At 65.1% G+C, this 21,401-nt stretch carries 19 protein-coding genes; 6 read left to right on the top strand and 13 right to left on the bottom strand.

Annotation, left to right across the window (positions count from 1 at the left end; all coding sequences use genetic code 11):
* Positions 1-66: 66 nt before the first annotated feature.
* From dnaG to RSW2DRAFT_RS12435, 5 genes are all read right to left on the bottom strand, one after another.
* Positions 67-2,019, bottom strand: a complete 1,953-nt coding sequence (dnaG, locus tag RSW2DRAFT_RS12455) for a DNA primase (RefSeq protein WP_008031497.1) — start codon at positions 2,017-2,019, stop codon at positions 67-69.
* A gap of 93 nt (positions 2,020-2,112) precedes the next feature.
* The gene (locus RSW2DRAFT_RS12450) at positions 2,113-2,649 is read right to left on the bottom strand and encodes a sarcosine oxidase subunit gamma (protein ID WP_008031495.1); all 537 of its coding nucleotides are present in this window, start codon (positions 2,647-2,649) and stop codon (positions 2,113-2,115) included.
* Complete coding sequence (locus tag RSW2DRAFT_RS12445) at positions 2,642-5,569, bottom strand: sarcosine oxidase subunit alpha family protein (RefSeq protein ID WP_008031493.1); 2,928 nt, start codon at positions 5,567-5,569, stop codon at positions 2,642-2,644. The genes RSW2DRAFT_RS12450 and RSW2DRAFT_RS12445 overlap by 8 nt, the downstream gene beginning before the upstream one ends.
* A complete protein-coding gene (locus RSW2DRAFT_RS12440) occupies positions 5,566-5,829 on the bottom strand; it encodes a sarcosine oxidase subunit delta (protein WP_008031491.1) in 264 nt (87 codons plus the stop codon). Before RSW2DRAFT_RS12440 ends, RSW2DRAFT_RS12445 begins: the two co-directional genes overlap by 4 nt.
* Before the next feature lie 9 nt (positions 5,830-5,838).
* A complete protein-coding gene (locus RSW2DRAFT_RS12435) occupies positions 5,839-7,089 on the bottom strand; it encodes a sarcosine oxidase subunit beta family protein (RefSeq protein WP_008031489.1) in 1,251 nt (416 codons plus the stop codon).
* Positions 7,090-7,307: 218 nt separating this feature from the next.
* On the opposite strand from RSW2DRAFT_RS12435, the gene RSW2DRAFT_RS12430 reads away from it, so the two are divergent.
* A complete protein-coding gene (locus tag RSW2DRAFT_RS12430) occupies positions 7,308-8,435 on the top strand; it encodes an NAD(P)/FAD-dependent oxidoreductase (protein WP_040672163.1) in 1,128 nt (375 codons plus the stop codon).
* 24 nt (positions 8,436-8,459) lie between these two features.
* On the opposite strand, the gene RSW2DRAFT_RS12425 is transcribed toward RSW2DRAFT_RS12430, so the two are convergent.
* A complete protein-coding gene (locus RSW2DRAFT_RS12425) occupies positions 8,460-9,890 on the bottom strand; it encodes a Glu/Leu/Phe/Val family dehydrogenase (protein ID WP_008031484.1) in 1,431 nt (476 codons plus the stop codon).
* Positions 9,891-10,272: 382 nt separating this feature from the next.
* On the opposite strand from RSW2DRAFT_RS12425, the gene RSW2DRAFT_RS12420 reads away from it, so the two are divergent.
* From RSW2DRAFT_RS12420 to RSW2DRAFT_RS12405, 4 genes are all read left to right on the top strand, one after another.
* Positions 10,273-11,862, top strand: coding sequence for a pilus assembly protein TadG-related protein (locus tag RSW2DRAFT_RS12420; RefSeq protein WP_008031482.1), 1,590 nt, complete (start codon positions 10,273-10,275; stop codon positions 11,860-11,862).
* Positions 11,859-12,401 carry a TadE/TadG family type IV pilus assembly protein gene (locus tag RSW2DRAFT_RS12415; RefSeq protein ID WP_008031480.1) on the top strand — a complete coding sequence of 181 codons (543 nt, stop codon included), beginning with the start codon at positions 11,859-11,861 and terminating at the stop codon, positions 12,399-12,401. The genes RSW2DRAFT_RS12420 and RSW2DRAFT_RS12415 overlap by 4 nt, the downstream gene beginning before the upstream one ends.
* A 14-nt stretch (positions 12,402-12,415) precedes the next feature.
* Positions 12,416-12,967, top strand: a complete 552-nt coding sequence (locus tag RSW2DRAFT_RS12410; protein ID WP_008031479.1) for a TadE/TadG family type IV pilus assembly protein — start codon at positions 12,416-12,418, stop codon at positions 12,965-12,967.
* Positions 12,968-13,168: 201 nt separating this feature from the next.
* Positions 13,169-14,080, top strand: a complete 912-nt coding sequence (locus tag RSW2DRAFT_RS12405; RefSeq protein ID WP_008031478.1) for a pirin family protein — start codon at positions 13,169-13,171, stop codon at positions 14,078-14,080.
* Between the two features lie 33 nt (positions 14,081-14,113).
* Here RSW2DRAFT_RS12405 and RSW2DRAFT_RS12400 read toward each other — a convergent pair whose 3' ends face one another.
* Together RSW2DRAFT_RS12400 and RSW2DRAFT_RS12395 are read right to left on the bottom strand one after the other, a co-directional pair.
* A complete protein-coding gene (locus RSW2DRAFT_RS12400) occupies positions 14,114-14,476 on the bottom strand; it encodes a diacylglycerol kinase (RefSeq protein WP_008031476.1) in 363 nt (120 codons plus the stop codon).
* Between the two features lie 98 nt (positions 14,477-14,574).
* Entirely contained in the window at positions 14,575-14,832 is a 258-nt protein-coding gene (locus RSW2DRAFT_RS12395) for a DUF6455 family protein (protein ID WP_008031475.1), read from the bottom strand.
* 135 nt (positions 14,833-14,967) lie between these two features.
* On the opposite strand from RSW2DRAFT_RS12395, the gene RSW2DRAFT_RS12390 reads away from it, so the two are divergent.
* Positions 14,968-15,207 carry a hypothetical protein gene (locus tag RSW2DRAFT_RS12390; protein ID WP_008031473.1) on the top strand — a complete coding sequence of 80 codons (240 nt, stop codon included), beginning with the start codon at positions 14,968-14,970 and terminating at the stop codon, positions 15,205-15,207.
* Positions 15,208-15,211: 4 nt separating this feature from the next.
* Here RSW2DRAFT_RS12390 and RSW2DRAFT_RS18320 read toward each other — a convergent pair whose 3' ends face one another.
* The 5 genes from RSW2DRAFT_RS18320 to RSW2DRAFT_RS12370 form a co-directional block, all read right to left on the bottom strand.
* On the bottom strand, positions 15,212-15,376 hold the full coding sequence (locus RSW2DRAFT_RS18320; protein ID WP_198008103.1) for a hypothetical protein: 165 nt from the start codon (positions 15,374-15,376) through the stop codon (positions 15,212-15,214).
* Positions 15,377-15,500: 124 nt separating this feature from the next.
* Positions 15,501-16,772: an OmpP1/FadL family transporter gene (locus RSW2DRAFT_RS12385; RefSeq protein ID WP_008031472.1), complete on the bottom strand. Its 1,272-nt coding sequence runs from the start codon at positions 16,770-16,772 to the stop codon at positions 15,501-15,503.
* 272 nt (positions 16,773-17,044) lie between these two features.
* Entirely contained in the window at positions 17,045-17,920 is an 876-nt protein-coding gene (locus RSW2DRAFT_RS12380) for a dimethyl sulfoxide reductase anchor subunit family protein (RefSeq protein ID WP_008031471.1), read from the bottom strand.
* Between the two features lies 1 nt (position 17,921).
* Positions 17,922-18,659: a 4Fe-4S dicluster domain-containing protein gene (locus RSW2DRAFT_RS12375; protein ID WP_008031469.1), complete on the bottom strand. Its 738-nt coding sequence runs from the start codon at positions 18,657-18,659 to the stop codon at positions 17,922-17,924.
* 73 nt (positions 18,660-18,732) lie between these two features.
* The coding region (locus RSW2DRAFT_RS12370; protein ID WP_008031467.1) for a molybdopterin-dependent oxidoreductase at positions 18,733-21,401 on the bottom strand (2,669 nt) is incomplete at its 5' end.

The following is a 21,401-nucleotide window of genomic DNA, read 5'->3' as shown; positions in this document are numbered from 1 at the left end:
GGGGGGGGGGCGGTTTTCGCGGGGCTACGGGGCAAAATCGGGAAATCGTTTCTGGCCCGGGACGGGTTAATTTTTCTTCTTCACCCAGACCTGTCCGTCGATCAGGTCTTGCAGGTGCCGCGACAGGGCGGTGCGGTCCTCGCCCATGTCGGCGGCGGTTTCAAGATTGCTGCGGTCTGCACGGTTGCGCGCCTCGGTTGCCTGGCTCAGACGCCATGTCACCCCTTCATCGGCCAGGCCGGAAAGGTCTTCGACAGCGTCCTCGATTTCACGTCTTGCCCCCCGCCGCGCATGCAGTTTCGCCAGGGCCTCGGCCACACACATGTTGGCAAGGTCGGTATCCTCGGCGTTGCGCACGGGGGGTGCGGTTTGCACATGGCTTTGGCCAAACAGGCTTTCAAGCACCGCGCGCTGTTCGGTGGCGATAATCTCGCGAAAATTCGTGAGGTCCGGGCGGTGGCCGTGCCGCAGCAGCGCCCCGCGCAGCGCGTCATGGCCGGGATGGGCCAGTTCCAGCCGTTCCAGCGCCGATTCAAAGCGGGCGATCAGGCCGGGATGCACCACCAGCGTGGCCAGCAGCAGCGATTCCAGCAGTTGCTCGGCACCGCCTGCGCCTGCCCCAAGGGCCGAGGCGCGGGTGCTGGCCAAGGGCGGTTCGGGTGCAGCAAAGCGGGTGAACTTCTCGCCGGGTTTGCGCGGGGTGAAGTCGGGTTTGCGGGCTGTCTGGGTGCCGTTCTGGCCGAACAGCTCCCAGCGCAACCGCTTGATATCCTCGCCATAATGGCCGCGGATCGAGGGGTCGACGATGCGTTTCAGCGCCGCGCGCAGGGTCTTGTCCAGCGCCGCCTTGCGTTCGGGGCTGTCGAACACCCGACCTTCGGTTTCGCGCTGCCACAGCAGTTGCACCATCGGCCGGGCATCATCCAGCACCCGCTGCATCGCCGCTGCGCCCTGCGCCTTGATCAGATCGTCGGGGTCCTGGCCACCCGGCAGCAGGGCAAAGCGCAGGCCCTGCCCCGCCTCCAGCAGCGGCAAGGCCAGGTCGACCACCCGCAGCCCGGCGCGGATGCCTGCGGCATCGCCATCCAGCGCAATGATCGGCTCGGGGTGGATGCGCCACATCAGCCGCAACTGGTCTTCGGTGACCGCGGTGCCCAGCGGGGCCACGGCAGCGGTAAACCCGGCCTCGACCAGCGCAATCACATCCATGTAGCCTTCGGCCACCACCAGCGGCTTGCCCTTGCCCGCCGCCTCGCGCGCAGGCGCATGGTTGTAAAGGTTGTGGCCCTTGCTGAACAATTCGGTTTCCGGGCCGTTGAGGTATTTGGCCTGCGCGTTGGGGTCCATGGCGCGCCCCCCCAAGGATATGGCGCGGCCCCGGCCATCGCGGATGGGAAAGATGATGCGGTCGCGGAAGCGGTCGTAAGGCGTGCCGCCGCCATCTGGACGGGCGCAAAGACCGGCCTCCACAAGCAGATCGGCAGCGATGCCCTTTTGCGTCAGCGCCTGCAACAGGCCGTTGCGCACATTCGGCGCATAGCCGATCTCGAACCGCGCCTGCGCCTCGGGCGAAAGCCGCCTGCGGGTGATGTAGTCGCGCGCCGCGGCCCCTGCCCCGGTTTGCAGTTGCAGGCGGTAGTATTTCACCGCCTCCTCCATCACCTGCACAAGCTGGCTGCGCCGGTCGGCCTTTTGCGCCGCCTGCGGGTCGCGGGCGGGCATCGGCATGCCGGCCTCGCGTGCCAGCAGCTCCACCGCCTCCATGAACCCAAGGTTCTCGGTTTCCTTGACGAAGGTCACCGCGTCGCCCTTGGCGTGGCAGCCGAAGCAGTAATAAAAGCCTTTGCGATCATCGACATGGAAGCTGGCGGATTTTTCCTGATGGAAGGGGCACGGCGCCCACATGTCGCCCTTGCCCTGGTTGGATTTGCGCATGTCCCATGTGACCTTGCGCCCCACCACCTGGGAGAGCGAGATCCGTGTGCGCAATTCATCAAGGAATCCGGTGGGCAGGCTCATGCCGCCTTTATCGGGCCTTGGCGCCAGCGTGGCAAGCGCCTGCACTTGGGGCGGGCGACAGATGGGTATTTAGGCCAAGAAGAAACCGCAGGGTCAGGGGCGGGCGGCGAGGCCGGTCATGGCGGCGTGAAGTTCATGCCAGGCGGTTTGCGCCATCGAGCGGAACACCATGATCTGGAAACTGTCGGCACCGGTGCGCAGCAGGATCGACAGCATGTGGTTGAGGGCGGAGCGGGAGGCGTGGCCGGGCGGGAAAACACTTGCCCGCAGGTCGAGCGGGTAGAGCCGCGCCAGCACCGCCTCGGCAGCCGGGCCTTCCAGCAGCAGCGCCGCCCAGCCGTCGGATTGGTCGGTCAGCGCGGCCAGTCCCTCCAGCCCCTCGGGCGCCGCCCCGATCAGGAACGCCTGATCGCGGCCGGTCCAGACCAGTCGCAGGCCGTTGCTTTCCACATACTGCCCGGGCGCCGGGAAGCTGAGGCCCAGCCTTTCCAACGCCACCGCCACCGCCGCCTCCTTGCCGCGGAACGGTGCCACCGATGTGATCGGGCCGGGGTCGATGGCGGACAGCTTTGCCCCGCCGATCTGCAACGGCGTGGCGGTCAGCGGGGCTTTGGCGATGAGGCTAGGCACGCAGCTTCTTTCCTTCCTTGTCGTGGAACACCGGGTCGCAGACCGTGCAGATCACATCGATCTGCCGCAGCGGGTCGACCAGCCGGATGCTCTCGCCCAGCCTTGCCCGGCCGTCCTTCAGGAAGGCCAGCGCCAGCCAGCTTTCCAAAGTGGGCGAATAGCAAACCGAGGTCACATAGCCCTGATCGTTGTCGCGGCTGGCCGCCGCCCCCGGCGCGTAAAGATGCGCACCTGCGGTCAGCGGCGCATCGGCCAGCGGCTTCAACCCCACCAATTGCTCGCGTGCAGGGCCGACAAGGCCGGGGCGGCGGGCGGCGGCTTTGCCGATGCAGTCCTTGGCCGCGACCATCTTTTCCATGCCGATATCGAAGGCGGTGGTGCGGCCATGGATCTCGGCATGGGTGATGAAACCCTTCTCGATCCGCAAGACGTTCAGCGCCTCCATGCCGTAAGGCCCGCCACCCATCACCTCGGCACGCGCCAGCAGATCGCGGAACAGCGCCTCGCCATAGCGGGCGGGAACGGCAATCTCATAGCCCTCCTCGCCGGAGAACGAGATGCGGAACAGCCGCGCGGCCACACCCTGCTCCTGCACGTCCATGCAGCCCATGAACGGCAAAACCACCGGCCCGTCCATCACTGCCGCCAGCAGATCGCGCGCCTTTGGCCCGGCGATCGCGAACTGCGCCCAGGATTCGGTCACGGAAATCGTGCGCAAATCCCAATCGGCGCAGAACGCCTGCTGGATGAAATCGAGATGCCGCATCACCAGACCGGCAGCCGCCGTGGTGGTGGTCATCAGGAAATGGCTGTCGCCAAGCCGCGCCGTGGTGCCATCGTCCAGCACATGACCATCCTCGCGCAGCATCAGCCCATAGCGCACCCGCCCCACCGGCAGGCTGGAAAAGGTGTTGGTATAGACCAGGTCCAGAAACCGCGCCGCATCCGCCCCCTGAATGTCGATCTTGCCCAGGGTCGAGACATCGCAGACCCCCACCACCTGCCGCACCATCCGCACCTCGCGGTCGCAGGCCTCGCGCCAGGTGGCCTCGCCGGGGCGCGGGAAATAACTGGGGCGATACCACAGCCCGGCCTCGATCATCGGCGCGCCCAGTGCGACCGACGCCGAATGCGAGGTCATCAGCCGCTGCGGCGCAAAGCCCTTGCCACGGCCCCCGGCGCCCATCGCCGCAATCGGCACCGGCACGAAGGGCGGCCGGTACGTGGTGGTGCCGGTTTCCGGTATCCCCCGCCCGGTGGCATCGGCCAGCACCGCCAGCGCGCCGATGTTGGAGTTCTTGCCCTGATCCGGCGCCATGCCTTGGGTGGTGTAACGTTTCATATGCTCGACCGAGGCGTAATTCTCGACCGCCGCCAGCTTCACATCCTTCACCGTCACGTCATTGGCAAAATCGAGCCAGGCCCGGCCATGCGCCTTGCCCGAGCCGGGAACCGCCCACAAGGGTTGCAGGCCATAGCCGAAATCCTCGGCCACCGGCAGCGGCGCGGGTTTCGCCACCCTCCCCAGTGCCTGCAAGGCGGCCAGTGCCGCCGCCTGCCCCTCGGCCAGACAGGCGGCGGTGCCGAAGGCGCCATTGGCCGCCCCCGCCGCAGTCAGCCCCGGCACAGCACCCCTGCTGGGCACGAAACTCGCCAGATCGTCGTTCCAGATGGGTCGGCCATTCATGTGGCAGGTCAGATGCAGCGTCGGGTTCCAGCCGCCGCTGATCGCCAGACAATCGGCGGCAATCTGCACCGTGCCGTTGGCGTGCTGCACGGTGATCTCGTCCAGCGCCAGCCGCCCGCGGGTGCCTGACACCACCGCCCCGGCATAGACCGGGAAATCCTCGTCGGTGGAAACCCCGGCGCGGCTGTCGATCAGCGCCGCCACCCTTATGCCTGCCGCCATCAGATCGCGGGCGGTGCGGCGGGCGTCGTCATTGTTGCCGAACACCGCGACGCGACTGCCCGGCGCCACGCCATAGCGGTTGACGTAACTCCGCACCGCCGAGGCCAGCAGGATGCCGGGCCGGTCGTTGTCTTCAAACGCAATCGGCCGTTCCAAGGCTCCGGCGGCGAGCACCGCCTGCCCGGCCACGATGCGCCAGAAACATTCGCGCGGGCGGTCGGCGGCCTCGGGCAGATGCAGCCCTACCCGCTCCAGCGCGCCGTAAGTGCCGCCATCATAAGCGCCTGTCACGGTGGTGCGCGGCATCAACCGCACGTTGGGCAGGGCCGCCAGTTCGGCCAGCACAGCGGCAACCCATTCCAGCGCCGGAGAGCCGTCGATCGCCTCGAGCTCGGACAAAAGCCGCCCGCCCATCCGGGCATCCTCGTCGGCCAGGATCACATCCGCCCCGGCCCGCGCCGCGGTCAAGGCCGCTTGCAGCCCGGTCGGCCCGGCACCGATCACCAGCAGGTCGCAGAACGCGAAGGCCTTCTCGTAAACTGCCTGGTCATGCCGCCCCGACAGCCGCCCAAGGCCCGCGGCGCGGCGGATCATCGGCTCATACAGCTTTTCCCAGAAGCTGCGCGGCCACATGAAGGTCTTGTAATAGAACCCCGCCGACAGGAACGGCGCCGCAAGGTCGTTCACCGCCAGCAGGTCATATTTCAGGCTGGGCCAGCGGTTCTGGCTGCGCGCCTGCAGGCCGTCGTAAACCTCCTGCACCGTGGCGCGGACGTTCGGCGTTTGCTGGCCACGCTCGATCACCTCGACCAGCGCGTTCGGCTCCTCGGACCCGGCGGTCAGCACCCCGCGCGGCCGGTGATACTTGAAACTGCGCCCGACCAGCTTCACCCCATTGGCCAGCAGCGCCGAGGCGAGAGTATCCCCCCGAAAGCCGTCATACTCCACCCCGTCAAAGCGGAAACGCACAGGCGAGCCGCGGTCGATCAGGCCCTTGCCGTCGATCCTCATGGCGCACCTCTTTCGGCCACCAATTCCACCGTTGAGACCGAATGGCTGACGGTGTTTCGGGTCACCACCAACCACTGCGCGCACCCCGCCTCGTGATACCAGAGGTCACGGGTTTCCCCCGCCGGGTTGTTGCGCAGATGCAGGTAAGCGTCCCATGCCACCGCATCGTCGCCTGCGGGGCGGTGCAGATAAGCCTCTGCACCGTAATAATAAAACTCGCGCCGGTCGCGGGGGCCACACAGGGGGCAGGTGATGCGCATGGTCTTCCCCTAATGCAGGTTGTGCTGGCTGCCGGTGCCTTCTTCATCCAGAAGATGCCCGGTCAGATAACGGTCAAGCCGGAAGCGCCGCGCAACCTCATGGCTCTGGTCGGTGGCCATCAGATGCGCCATGCACCAGCCGCTCGCCGGCACTGCCTTGAAGCCGCCGTAGTTCCAGCCCGCGTCCAGATACAGCCCCTCCACCGGCGTGCGGTCGATGATGGGCGAGCCATCCGGCGTCATGTCCATGATGCCGCCCCAAGAGCGCAGCACCTTGGCCCGCCCGATCATCGGCATCAGCGTCATCCCCGCCTCCATCACATGCTCCACCATCGGCAGGTTGCCGCGGCTGGCGTAACTGGCGTAGAAATCCAGATCGCCGCCGAACACCAGGCCCCCCTTGTCGGACTGGCTGATGTAGAAATGCCCCATGCCGAAGCTGATCACATGGTCGATCACCGGCTTCAGCCCCTCGGTGACAAAGGCCTGCAGGATGTGGCTTTCGATCGGCAACCGCAGCCCCGCCATCGCCGCCACCTGACCGGATCGCCCCGCCACCACGATGCCGACCTTCTTGGCCTTGATCGCGCCACGGGTGGTCTGCACCCCGGTCACCCGGCCGTTTTCGATATCAATTCCAGTGACTTCACAGTTCTGGATCAGATCGACGCCGCGACGGTCCGCCCCGCGCGCGTAACCCCAGGCCACCGCATCATGCCGCGCCGTGCCGCCGCGCCGGTGCAACAGGCCACCGTAGATCGGAAACCGGGTCTGCTCGAAATCCAGATAGGGCAGATGGGCGCGCACGCCCTCGCGGTCCAGCAGTTCGGCATCGTCGCCCTGGCTGATCATCATGTTGCCACGCCGGGCAAAGGCGTCGCGCTGGCCGTCGGAGTGAAACAGGTTGATCAGCCCGCGCTGGCTGTGCATCACGTTGTAATTCAGATCGGATTCAAGGCCCTCCCACAGCTTCAGCGAGTGGCTGTAGAACTCGCTGTTGCCTTGCAGGAAGTAGTTGGCGCGCACGATGGTGGTGTTGCGGCCGATGTTGCCAGAGCCCAGATAGCCCTTCTCCAGCACCGCGATATTGCTCAGCCCGTGGTTTTTCGCCAGATAATAGGCGGTGGCAAGCCCGTGACCGCCGCCACCGATGATGATCGCGTCATACTGGGCTTTCGGCGCCGGATCGCGCCAGGCGGGTTTCCAGCCCGCGTTGCCGAACAGCCCCTGCGTGATCACCTTCAGGCCCGAATAGCGCATGCTGCCGCTCCTGTCACACCGGCCTCAGTGAACCGTTTTGCCACAGGTTTGCAAGCCCATCCCGGCGCAAGCCAGCCTGCGGACGACAGATGCTGTCGCTTTCGGCTGCCCAGGCACTTTCGGTGGCCCGTGTCGCGCCGCCGCAGCCACGGCGCTTGCCCAAGCGCTGCAATGCTGTTATATTCATTTTCTTGAATATAAAGGGAAGCGAAACCGCCATGACACATATTGCCATCCTCGGCGCGGGCTTCGCGGCCCTGACAGCGGTGCGCGAATTGCGCCGCCGCAAGGTGCAGGCTGATATCACCGTGATCGCGCCGCGCGACGATCTGCACTACCTGCCATCCTCGATCTGGATCCCGGCGGGCTTGCGCAGCGGCGCGGGCCTGCGGCTTCCGTTGGCGCGGTTCTTTGCGCGCCATGGCGTGACGCATCTCACGGCCTCGGTCACCGGCATGGATGCCGCCCGCCGCACGGTGCAGACCGATGCCGGGCCGATCACCGCCGACCACATCCTGATCGCCACCGGCGGGCGGTTCCTGCGCAAACTGCCGGGGATCGACAATGCCATCATCCCCTGCGAAGGCCTGGCCCCGGCCGAAGCCATCGCCGCCCGCTTTGCCGCGCTGACCTCGGGCACCATCGCCATCGGCATGGCCACCAACCCCGCCGAACCGGGGGCCATCCGCGGCGGGCCGATGTTCGAATACGCCTTCATCCTGGATACGCTGCTGCGCAGGCAAGGGCGGCGCGATGCGGTGCGGCTGGTGTTCTTCAGCCCGGCAGAGCGCCCCGGCGCGCGACTGGGCGAAAAGGCGGTGGACGGTATTCTGGCCGAATTTGCCCGGCGCGGGATCGAGACGCATCTGGGCCACAAGATGGTTAGGATCGACCCCGACCGCGTGGTGACCGAAGGCGGCGAGATCGCGGCCGACCTGATCCTGTTCCAACCAGGCATGACCGGGCCTGCCTGGCTGGCGCAAAGCGACCTGCCGCTGTCGCCCGGTGGCATGGTGCAGGCCGATGCGCTGTGCCGGGTCGAAGGCCACCCCGGGGTCTGGGTCGCAGGCGACGCCGGCAGCTTTCCCGGCCCGGACTGGATGCCGAAACAGGCGCATCAGGCCGACCTTCAGGCCGCCGCCGCCGCCGCCAACATCGCGGCCGAACTGCAAGGCCGGGTGCCCGGCAAGGCCTTCACCCCCGAGCTTGTCTGCATCATGGACACGCTCGACAGCGGCATGCTGGTGTTCCGCCGCGGCAAGCTGAACCTAGTGCTGCCGCGGCTGAAGCCGTTGCACTGGCTGAAACGCGCCTTCGAGCGGCACTATCTGCGCGCCTACCGCTAAGGCGCAGATGACCGCCCGCGCCGATCAAAGCCCTTTCGAGCGGTAGGTTCTGGCCACCCGGTCGATCGAGACCAGATAGGCCGCCACCCGCAGGTCCTCGACATCCGAGCGGCCATGCCAGACCTCGCGCATTGCCTGATAGGCGGTGCGCATGGTGTCATCCAACCCCGACCGCACCAGCGCCAGCTCGTCCGAGCCTTGCAGGAACTTGTCCTTGAAATCGGCGGTCAACTGCCAGCCAAGACCCTGATCCGCCGACAACCGCTCCAGTTCCTGCACCAGAATACGCGAGCGGCCCTCTTCGGCGCGGCGCTGCATCCGGCCAAAGCGGATGTGGCTGAGGTTCTTGACCCATTCGAAATACGAAACCGTCACCCCCCCGGCATTGGCATACATGTCGGGGATGATCACGCAGCCCTTGCCGCGCAGGATCTCGTCGGCGCCAAAGGTCAGCGGGCCATTCGCCGCCTCGACGATCAGCGGCGCCTTGATCCGCGCCGCATTGCCCTTGTGGATCACCCCTTCCAGCGCCGCCGGGATCAGGATGTCGCAGGCTTCCTCCAGCACCGCGGCACCATCGGCAACATAGCTGGCCGCCGGGTAACCCTTGATGCTGCCGTGCTTGACGATCCATTGCCGCACGTCCTCGACCCGCAGCCCCGCAGGGTCCAGCAAAGCGCCATCATGTTCGATAATGGCAATTACCTTGGCCCCATCTTCTTCGGAAAGGAACTTGGCTGCATGATATCCAACATTCCCCAAGCCCTGCACGATCACCCGCTTGCCGTCCAGATCGCCCGACAGCCCAGCCTTGGCGGCGTCTTCGGGATGGCGGAAGAACTCGCGCAGCGCGTATTGCACGCCGCGCCCGGTGGCCTCGACCCGGCCCTGGATGCCACCGCCCGACAAGGGCTTGCCGGTGACGCAGGCGCGGGCGTTGATGTCGGTGGTGTTCATCCTTGCATATTGATCGGCGATCCAGGCCATCTCGCGCTCGCCGGTGCCCATGTCGGGGGCGGGGACGTTCTGCGCCGGGTGGATCAGGTCGCGCTTGATCAATTCATAGGCGAAACGCCGGGTGATCTGCTCCAGCTCATGCTCGTCCCAGGCACGGGGGTCGATGCACAAACCGCCTTTTGATCCACCAAACGGCGTCTCCACCAGCGCGCATTTGTAGGTCATCAGCGCCGCCAGCGCCTCGACCTCGTCCTGGTTCACCGACAGCGCATAGCGGATGCCGCCCTTGACCGGCTCCATGTGCTCGGAGTGAACGGAACGGTAGCCGGTGAAGGTCTCGATCTTGCCGCGCAGCCGCACGCCAAAGCGCACGGTATAGGTGGAATTGCACACCCTTATCTTCTGTTCCAGACCGGGTGACAGGTCCATCAGCGCCACCGCGCGGTTGAACATCAGATCGACCGATTCCCGAAAACTCGGCTCGCCCGTCGCTTGCATCCCGGTTCCTCCCGATAGGACAATTGGCCGCAGCCTAGAACGCACTGACACGGAAAGCATCAGGGATTCCTCTCGGCTCCGCAGTCCGGCATTGATTCGTTAACAGCGCCTGGAAAACCCGCCAACATGGCAGCACAGCCGCGGCGCTGCCCGATTTAACCAAGATCTGTTTCCTGGCCACGTATAATGCCGCCCGAGCCCACAGCGGTGTTTCCGGGCATGTCGGATTCTTCGTGATTCTCCCGCCGTGGCGCCACATTTTCGCCCCATAGCTTGGTCTAAATGCCTGAGACAGAACCATGTTTACCCGAAGGCCCGAAATCCGTGGCCGTCGGGATTATCGGGTACAGGCCCGCCCCCGGGGCCTTTGAGGAAACGCGCGATGAAACCGCAACCGATTGACAGCCGCCGCACTGAACCTGCCGCGATCCCCGTGCTGGATACCGGCCTTGCCGCCGCCTTGCAGAAATTCCGCCGGGTCGAGGAAGGCGCGCTTTATCCCTTCGGGCTGACCCTGCTGACGTTGATGCTGATGATGGGCGGCATGGCGCTGGACCTGATGCGCCACGAACAGAAACGCACGACGCTGCAACAGACGCTGGACCGCTCGACCCTGGCCGCGGCCAGCCTGCAGCAAAGCCTCGACCCCGAGTCGGTGGTGCGCGACTATTTCGCCAAGGCCAACATGACCCAATACCTGTCGGGGGTCACGGTGGACGAAGGCATGAACTACCGCGAGGTCAACGCCCTGGCCGCCGCCGACACCAATCCGTTCTTCATGCAGATGGTCGGCATCGACAGCTTTGACGCCAAGGCCGCCAGCACCGCCGAGCAGCGCATTTCCAACGTCGAAGTGTCGATGGTTCTGGATATTTCCGGCTCGATGGCCAGCAACTCGCGGCTGACCCGGCTGCGGCCCGCGGCCAAGGAATTCATTGATACCGTGATCAATGGCTCTGATCCGGGCCGCGTCAGCATCTCGGTCGTGCCCTACAACGCGCAGGTCAACCTGGGTGCCGGGATGATGTCGCAGTTCAACGTCAACGCGTTGCACTCCACTTCTTACTGCGTCGAACTGCCCAACAGCGTTTTCGGCTCGACCGGGTTGTCGCAGGCGACGTCGTTCGTCCACAACGGCCACTTCGACCCCTGGGGCACCGGGAACTCGTCGAACTACAACTGCCCGCCGACCGCCAACGTGGCGGTGACACCGATGAGCGGCGATGCTGCCTATCTGAAAGGCCGCGTCGATCTGCTGGCCTCGATGGGCTACACCTCGATCGACGTCGGCGTGAAATGGGGCACCCTGCTGCTTGATCCCAGCGCGCAGCCGCTGATCAACGGCCTGGTCGGTCTTGGCCAGGTGGACGAGGATTTCACCGACCGGCCGCTTGATCCCGACGAGGCCAACGTGCTCAAGGTTCTGGTGGTAATGAGCGACGGCGAAAACACCGAAGAATACAAGCTGACCGCGCCTTACCGGTCCGGCCCTTCGGCGATCTACAAGAAAACCTCGAACAGCAAACTGACGCTGTATTCTGATCGCGCCAGCACCACCAGCGACTACTACTGGTTCAGCGATTCGAAATGGCACACCACGATCGACGGCGGCACCACCGGCAGCGTCCAGATGACCTGGCCGGAAGTCTGGGCCAAGTGGAGCGTCAGGTATGTCGCCAAGGACATCTACACAAAGGCCTTGGGAGGCAGCGAGAACAGCTGGTTCGAAACCTTCACCGACGAGATTTCCTATGGCCAGAAAGACGTGCGCCTGCAGCAGATCTGCGATGCCGCCAAGGACTCGGGCATCGTGATCTTCAGCATCGGCTTCGAGGCGCCCGAAAATGGTCGCAACCAATTGCGCGACTGTGCCTCGCAGCCCAGCAACTATTTCAACGCCACCGGCGTGCAGATCACCACCGCCTTCCGCGCCATTGCCACGCAACTCAGCCATCTGAGGCTGACGCAATGAAACGTCTGGCGCGATATCTGGGCCGGGCTTTCCGGCGCGAGGACGGCACGGCATCGCTGGAATTCGTTCTGGTGGTGCCGCTGGTGCTGGCGCTGTTCATGGCCTCGTTCGAATCCGGATTGCTGATGGTGCGGCACACCATGCTGGAACGGGCGGTTGACATGACCATCCGCGAATTGCGGCTGGGCCATTACGTCAACCCCAACCACGACATGCTGCGAACCGAGATCTGTTCGCGCACCGTGGTCATTCCCGATTGCGCCAATGTGCTGAAGATCACCCTGCGCCCGGTCAGCACCGTTGCCTGGAATATTCCGGATGATCAGGCGGTTTGTGCCGACCGTGACGCGGTCATTCAGCCGATCACCGAATTCAACCCCGGCACGCCCGGCATGGACGAGGAAATCATGCTGGTGCGGGTCTGTGCCACGGTGGATGCGCTGTTCCCCACGACCGGCATCGGCCTTGAATTGCCCAAGGATTCTGGCGGCGGCTATGCGCTGATTGCGGAATCCGCCTTTGTGAACGAGCCATCATGATGAGGTTCCCCGCCATGAAAACGCTGCGGTCCTATCTGCGCCGGTTCACCGGACGCGAGGATGGCACGGTGATCGTCGAAGCGGTGATCATTCTGCCGGCTTTGTGCTGGGCGGCATTTGCGCTGTATTCCTATTGGGATATCTACCGCTCGATCAACACGATCCAGAAATCCAGCTATACGATCTCTGATACCATCTCGCGGCGGATGGAACCGGTGGACATGACCTATCTGACCGGTCTGCGCGACGTGATGGACTTCATGCTCGACAGCGACCAGAACACCCAGCTGCGGGTGACCTCGATCACCTACAGCCAGACGAACAAACGGTTCGAGGTGCTGTGGTCGAAATCACCAGGGGCTGCTTTCCCCGAACTGACCACCGCCACGCTGCAACCGCTGGCATCGCATATTCCGGACATGGCGGATGGCGATACCGTGGTTCTGGTGGAAACCAAGGTCGCCGTCACGCCCAACTTCGACGTCGGGCTGGGCAACACCGACGTGGAAGAGTTCATCGTGACCCGGCCGCGTCTGGCAACACGGATCTGCTATATCACCTGCTGACCACCGGATCGGCCGGGTTCCCGTCAAGCGCCCCGACTTGGGCGCTTGATGTCGTTTCGCGCGGATATTGCCGCAACCCGCCGGCGCAGGCTGTGCCGTGCCGCACAGTCACTCTGCGCCGCCCTGCCGTTGCCCCGGGCCAGCGCTGCCCCTACCTTGATTGCAACAGGCCATCTGGCCTTTGCTTGAAAGGACCAACCGATGTCGATCCGCCCCGTCGTCCAGCAATCGCTTGCCCACCCCACGATGGAGGGTGCCGGCGTGCACCTGCACCGCGCCTTTGGCTTTCACAACCCCGAACAGATGGACCCGTTCCTGATGTTCGACGATTTCCGCAACGACAGCCCCGCCGACTACATGCGCGGCTTTCCCTGGCACCCGCATCGCGGCATCGAGACGATTACCTATGTTCTGGCAGGCACCGTCGAACATGGCGACAGCCTGGGCAATCAGGGCCGCCTTGGCGCGGGGGATGTGCAATGGATGACCGCCGGTTCGGGTATCCTGCATCAGGAAATGCCGCAGGGCAACGCCGCCGGGCAGATGCACGGCTTTCAGCTTTGGGCCAACTTGCCTGCCGCGCTGAAAATGACCCAGCCGCGCTATCAGGATGTGAAAAGCGCCGAGATTCCGGTGCTGACCGATGATGACGGCACGCAAGTCAAGGTGATCACCGGCAGATATCGCGGCTACACCGGCCCGGTCGATGGCATCGCCGCCGACCCGCAGTATCTGGACATCTTCGTGCCCGCCGGGCGGCGCAAGAGCTTCGGCGTCGATACCCGCCGCTCGACCTTTGCCTATGTCTTTGAAGGTGCGGGCGATTTCCGTGACGCCAGCAAGCCGCGCGGCGTGTTGCTGGAAAAGGAAGTGGCGGGGCAAGAGGTCAACATCCGCGACCTGTCGGGCAATCGCACGCTGATCCAGTTCGGCGCCGGCGACGAGGTGGTGGTCACGGCAGGGCCGGAGGGCGTGCGCTTCCTCTTGGTCTCGGGCGCGCCGATCCGCGAGCCGGTGGCCTGGCACGGCCCGATCGTGATGAACACCCAGGCCGAGTTGCAGCAGGCGATGGCCGATCTGCGCAACGGCACCTTCATCAAACCGGCGCATTGAAACGGCGGGCGGCTGCACCGGGCCGCCCAACCCTTACGCCAGCAGAATAACCGCCCAGGCCAGCCCGCCGGCGATCGCCGTCACCGCCACCGCGGCGGAACCGCAATCCTTGACCTTGCCCGCCCGCGGGTCTTGCGCGGTCGAGATATAGTCCACCGCCGTCTCGATCGCGGTGTTGAACAACTCGGCCACCAGGATCAGCAGGCCCAGCGCCAGGATCAGCGCCCGCTCGCCCGGCGTCATCTCGACAAAGAACATCAGCCCGACCGACAGCAGATTCACCAAAGTCCACTGCCGCAAGGATTTCTCGCTGGCCCAGGCGGCACGCCAGCCCTGCCAGGACCACCTGGCCGTGTTCCCGAAACGTCGCAGTTCCGCCCAAAGAAATCCACGCATCGTGCCCTCCGGTTCTGCCGCCAGACTAACCGCCCTCGCCAGGTCGATCCAGAGTGCACGCTTTGGCCGCAGCCGGTTTGCGGGCAATGCGGCGCCGCTCAGGCCAACGGTGCCAGCGCCTCGATCTCGGCCTTGTTGGTGCAGAACCCCGGCAAGGCCTCGGCCGAGGCGGACCGGGCCAGCCAGCCGGTGCAGACCTCGGATTTGTCGCAGCTTTGGCAGCGCCCGACCAGCCGCGCCAACTCGGTGCGGGTCAGCCAACCCTCTGTCACCGCGTGCGGCAGGCTGACCCCCACGGCCCTTGCCATGCCGTGCGTCAACCACCAGGCCCGCGGCGCTTCCACCAGTCCATACATCGGCAAACCCTCCATCGACGGTGCAGGCATAATCTGCCCAAGCCCCTTCTGCGGCGCCTTGACGCAGATCAAACGCCAAATCGCCACCGCGCAAAGCCCATTGCCGCAGGCGCTGCCACCGCATATCCTGAAGCCATGTTCACCATCGAGCACGATTTCGACGCCACCGTGATTACGCTGATTGATGAAGGCGCGCCCAGCCTTCAGGAAGACGTGATCATCTGCGCCTTCGAAGATTGCGTCACCCTGGAACAGTTCGACCCCCGCAGGAACGAGCCGCTGCGCCTGACCCTGTCAATGACCCAGGTGCGCGATCTGGCAGCGGCGCTGAACCTGCCCGAGGGCAGCTATCGGCTGGAAGCCAACAAAGGCTAGGTGTTCAATTGAATAGCCCGTTGACGCCTTGCAGCTTCCGTTTCTGCGGCTGATCGAAGCCGATCAGGGATTGCGGCACCTCCTCGATGCAGCCATTGAAGCGATCGACCATGCCGTTGGTTTGTTGATGCGGCCGCGGTGACGGGCGACAGATCGTGCCCTTTTTCAACGCCCCCCGCAGACAGACGCGGCGGATATCGGGGATGCCACCCTGCCAGAGGATACCCCGACCCGCCGCGTTTGGCGCGCAAAAACGGCTGGCCGCGCCCCGGTCGGACCAGCCGCTGCCCGCGTCAGAACGTCCGCCGCCAGCCAAAGCTGACGCCGACCTGATCCATATCGACCGTGATCCGCCCAGGTGTCGGCCCGCCCGGGGTCACTTCGCCCCCGCTCACCTTGACATTCGGCGCGTATTCCACCGCGAAATCAAAGCTGTCACGCTCGGACGCCGCATAGCTGCCGCCCAGGGTGAAGTGGTTGGTCACCACCCCCGGTGCCAGCAAGCCCAGCGTCACATCCTCGGACCCAAGCGGGTTGCTCGAATGGGCATAACCGGCACGCCAGGTCATCTGATCGTTCTGCTGCCAGGCCACGCCCAGCTTGATCACATCCACATCGTCCCAGCCAAAGCCGGTCGCCCCCGGCGCACCCAGCGGCGCAGTCGTCACAAAGCCGTTCGAGACCGATTTGACGCCGCTGTAGAATATCCGCTGATAATCCAGCATCAGCGTCACGTCCGGGCTGGCCTTCACCGCCACCCCTGCCGTCACCTGCGCCGGAATGTCGAAATCGCCGCCATTCTCGAACAGGCCGGCGTATTTCGAGAACTTCGACATGTTGAACTTGCTTTGCGCGCTCAGCCCGAAGCTGACCGCCGACGACAACTCATAAATCAAGCCGGCGCGCAAACCGATGCCATAAGACCAGTCAAGACCATTGTTGGACAGCGATGTCGGATCCGAGGAAATCGCCCCAAAGGCGGCAAGTCCCTTGGCCTTGAACGCCTGCACCGCCACCACCGGGGCAATCCCCCAGGACAGCGCGCCGTCCTTGCGCGCATAGGCCACCGACAGGAACAATTGCGTCAGATCGACCCCGGCCGCGCCGCCGCAATAGACCCCCGACCCACCGCCGCAATTGGCGTTTGCAAAGTTGCCATAGGTCGTGTTCATGCCGCCGTTGCCATAGGCCGAAAACGTCAGCACGCCACCACTCGCCAGCGGGGTATTGTAGGCAAAGTTCGGAATCGGGAAATAGTTGGCATTGCTGCGATGGCTGCCCGGCGCCACGAAGAATGTGCCGTCGGCAGTATAGCCGCGACTGGGTGAAAACACCTCCATGCCCAAGCTGAGGCTTCTGCCGACCGTCGCGGTTGCTGCCGGGTTGATGGTGCCGGACATGGCATCAAAGCCAGTCGTCGCCACGCCCGCGCCACCCTGCCCGCGCTGAATCGGGCCAAAGCCCAGCGCCACATAACCTTCGGTGGCATGGGCAGGCGCACCCAGCCCCGCCGCCATCACAGCAGCAACGCCCGCCAATCTGCGAGCCGACCATTTCCTGCGCATCTGATCCTCCCTGATCGTGAAAACTCAAAGCAGACGAGGCTCCTGTTCCCCGTCTTTGCGCAGGCGCATTTTCATGGCCCTGCCGTTGCCCTCGCACCATCAAATATCAATAAATTAGCCTGTAAAGCTTTATTATTAGCGTGTGCCTAAAAATGTCGAAGATTCCGGATGCGTCGGCCGAAATACCAGCGCGCCCCGACAGCATGCGGCTTTTAAGGCGCGATCATTCCGATCCATCCGGTCAAGAATCTCAGCCCGTCGCCAAATGCGCCTCAGCGCTTGCCGTAATACAACCCGACGACATGTTCGGCCTGGGCAAAGAACAGCCAGCGTGCGGCGAAAGCGCCGGCAAGGTGGCACAGCAGTGCCAGGGCGACGAACGGCAAGCCTTGGCCAAGGCTCAGTAAAACGGCGGGCAGCATCACGGTGCAGATCAGCGCAATTACCCGCAGCTTTTGTACATGTTTGCGACCCACCACATAAATCATCTCGCGCAGCAGATAGTTGTCGGCGGTATGGGCGGGCTCGAACACCGACAGCGCGCCGATATGGCCCAGGCCGGTGGCTGTGGCAAGACTGGCACCCACTTCGGCAAAGCGGCGGTCGCCAAACTGCCAATGCGCCAGCAGCGCCAGCGCCAAGACCACAAGCAACGGCAAGGCAATTCCGGTCTGCCCCGCCAGAATTGCCCCACCCGCCAGCGCGAAGGTCACAAACATCAGGGGCGTGGTCCAATGGTTCCAGCGCGGGATGGTTTTCAGTTGCGTATAGATCATCGAGGTGGTGGCCACCGTGATCAGCGCCAGACCCGTGCCAACCAGCCCGAACCCGCGCGGCCAGCCCAGACCCAGCAGGTCCGACAGCGCTACCGGGGCCAGCGCCAGCAGCGCCGCCAGCGACGCCCAGGCTTCACGCGACAGCCAACTGGACTGCCATTGGCTGAACGCCCGCCAGGCCCGCCGCGGATTGCCAAGATGGAAGGTCGAGGCCATCAGGCCGCCCACCGCCAGGCCATAGCCCAGCCCCCAAAGCAGCAGCGCGTTCAGCCCCGGCTGCGGCAGCACAAGCCCCGCGCCCAGAAACGCCAGAAAGCCGAAGCCAAGGCCCGACAGCACGGTGAACAGAATGACGGAAGGTGCCGGATGCATGTCAGATTTTCCCCAGAACCTTGTCGAGCCAACCGGCAAAGCCGCTGGCCTGAATATCCAGCAGCGGCGCCAGCGGGCTGGCGGTGGACGCTGCATCTTTCGCGCGCGGCGGCAGATAGCGGTTGGTGGGCCGGGTGGCCATTTCCGGCATCAGCGCATAGCCGCCGCGGTCGGCCGACAGGCGGCTGACCTTGCTGTCGGGGTCGGAAAAGTCACCGAAATGCCGCGCGCCGGTGGGGCAGGTGCGCACGCAGGCGGGTTCGCGGTCGATCTCGGGCAGGTTTTCGTTGTAGATGCGGTCAACGCAGAGTGTGCATTTCTTCATCACCCCGGCGGCGGCATCCAGCTCGCGCGCGCCGTAAGGGCAGGCCCAGGCGCATAATCCACAACCGATGCAGGCGGCGGCATTGACCAGCACGATGCCATCCTCGGCCCGCTTGTAGCTGGCACCGGTGGGGCAAACCGGAACGCAGGGGGCGTCCTGGCAATGCAGGCACGAGCGGGGGAAGTTGATGATCTTCGCCGTGCCCTCGGCGGGTTGCACCTGATAGCTGTGCACGCGGTTCAGGAAGGTGCCGGAAGGGTCGGCGCCATAGGGGTCCTGATCCGACAGCGGCCCGCCCTGCCCCTGATCGTTCCAGCCCTTGCAGGCGGTAACGCAAGCCTGGCAGCCGACGCAGGTATCCAGATCAATCGCCAGCCCAAGCTGGCGTTCGGTGCTGGCGGGAAGCATGGTCATGCGCGACCCTCCGGCGCGGGGCGGCAAATCCTTTGGAAAGGATTTGCAAATTCCTTCGAAGGAATTTGGTTTCTCATGCCCGGCCCCTCCCCTGCGGCACCACCCGCGGGAGCGGCGGGAAGGCGGGTTCCGAATGGTCACGCGGACCGACCTTTTCGATCTTCACCCGCAGGTCGAACCAGGCGGCTTGCCCGGTGACCGGATCGGAGTTCGACAGCCGCCCCGGTCCCGGCAGACATTCCGGGATCAGGTGGTTCAACAGGAACCCCGCGGTGGCCTCGGGCGCGTCCTCGTCCAGCGCCCAGGCGGCCTTGCGTTTGCCGATGGCGTTCCAGGTCCAGACCGTGTGTTCGTTCAGCGCCGCCATATGCGCCACCGGCACCACGATGCTGCCGGTGGGCGAGGTGACGCGGGCGTAATCGCCCTCGGCAAAACCCTGCGCGTTCCACACCTTCGTCGGCAGATACAGCGCGTTCTTGCCGCGGATCTGGCGCAGCCAGGCGTTCTGGCTGCCCCAGCTATGATACATGTCCATCGGCCGCTGGGTCAGCGCGTGCAGCGGGTATTCTGCCGCCTGATCCTCGCCATGCGGCGGATACCAGACCGGCAGCGGGTCCATCGCCAGCTTCAGCCGCGCCCGCAGCGCCTCGGGTGGCTGGATCGGGCCAAGGCCTTCCGCCGCCGCCTGGAACCGCCGCATCGGTTCCGACCAGATCGAGAACAGATAGGGCTGTGGCGTCTCGTAAAGCGAGGTCTTCACCGCCCAGTCCTGATAGGCGGCGTTCCACGGCTTGTAGAACAGCGCCTCGTCCGGGATATGCGCCTGATAGAAGCCGCCGTTCTCGATATAGCGGTCCAGTTGCGCGGGATTGGCCTCGCCGCGCCCTTCCTTGTCGCCGTCCTCGCCACGCCAGCCGATCAGCGGCCCGACGCCGGGGCGGCGGATGTGGTGGGTGATGTAATCGGCATAGTCGCGGAACTTCGGGCTGCCATCCTCGGCCACCATGCCGGGCAGGCCCAGCCGGGCGCCCAGGTCCAGCAGCACCGACTGGAAACCGCGCACGTCACGATCCGGCTCGATCACCGGCCAGCGGATGCTGTCGCCCGCGGCATCGGGTTCGGAGATCGGGCGGTCCAGCAGGCTGATGCAATCGTGCCGTTCCAGATAGGTGGTATCGGGCAGGATCAGGTCGGCATAGGCCACGGTTTCCGAGGCATAGGCGTCGGAATAGATGATGTGCGGGATGATGTATTCGCCGTCCGGCCCGCGGTCGGTCAGCATCGCCATCACCTCGGCGGTGTTCATCGACGAGTTCCAGGCCATGTTGGCCATATACAGAAACAGCGTGTCGATCCTGTAGGGGTCGCCGGCATGGGCGTTGGGGATCAGCATGTGCATCAAGCCATGCGCCGACAGCGGGTTTTCCCAGGTGAAGGCCTTGTCGATGCGCACGGCGCTGCCATCGGGGTGCAGGCCCAACTGATCCGGCCCGCGCACATAGCCCAGATGCGGGCCGTTCAGCGGCTTGCCGGGGGTGACGCCGAAATGCGGGGTGGGATGCGCCTCGACCGGCTTGGGGTAAGGCGGTTTGAAGCGGTAACCGCCGGGCACCTCGACCGTGCCCAGCACGATCTGCAAAAGGTGCAAGGCGCGGGCGGTCTGGAAACCGTTGGAATGGGCCGAGATGCCGCGCATGGCGTGGAACGACACCGGGCGGCCGGGCATTGACGCATGATGGTTGCCGCGGAAATCGGTCCAGGGCTGGGCGATGTCGATCGCCTCGTCAAATGCCACGCGCGCAAGGTCGGCGGCCAGGCCGCGGATGCGGTCGGCAGCGATGCCGCAACGCTCTGCCACCGCCTCCGGCGCAAATTCCGGGGCCAGATAGCGTTCGGCCATGTGCTGGAACACCGTGCGGTTGCCCTGGAAGCTGGCGCCCAGATCGGGCTGCACGCCCTTGCCATCCCAGGGGGCAGGCTTGCCGGTGCGGCGGTCGATCACGAAGGGCTGGCTTTCGGCATTGCGCGCGATCATGCCCTTGTCGGGGCCGGTTTCCACCACCAGCAGCGGCGCATTGGTGAACTGTGCCAGATAGTCCAGATCAATCTTGCCCGCCGCCAGCAGGCAATGGATCAGGCTCAGGATCAGCAGGCCATCGGTGCCCGGCGTGATGCCCAGCCAGTCGTCAGCCACGGCGTTATAGCCGGTGCGGATCGGGTTCACCGCCACCACCCGGCCCCCGCGGCCCTTCAGCTTGCCGATGCCGATCTTGATCGGGTTGCTGTCATGGTCTTCGGCCACGCCGAACAGCACGAACAGCTTGGTGTGCGCCCAGTCCGGCTGGCCGAACTCCCAGAAGGCGCCGCCCATGGTGTAGATGCCTGCCGCCGCCATGTTCACCGAGCAGAACCCGCCATGCGCGGCATAGTTCGGCGTTCCATAGGCCTGCGCCCACCATCCGGTCAGGCTTTGGCTTTGGTCGCGGCCGGTGAAGAAGGCCAGCTTTTCCGGCGCGGTTTCGCGCAGCGGCTTCAGCCAACTGACCGCCAGCGCCAGCGCCTCGTCCCAACTGATCGCCTCGAACGCCCCCGAGCCGCGCGGCCCCACCCGTTTCAGCGGGCTGCGCAGCCGCGAGGGCGCGGTGACCTGCATGATGCCGCTGGCGCCCTTGGCGCAGAGAACCCCCTTGTTCACCGGATGGTCGCGGTTGCCCTCGATGTAGCTGACCTTGCCCGAGCGCA

This window comes from Rhodobacter ferrooxidans, from assembly GCF_000176015.1.
Classification (GTDB): domain Bacteria; phylum Pseudomonadota; class Alphaproteobacteria; order Rhodobacterales; family Rhodobacteraceae; genus Pseudorhodobacter_B; species Pseudorhodobacter_B ferrooxidans.
This window is presented reverse-complemented; position numbering and strand designations above follow the sequence as displayed.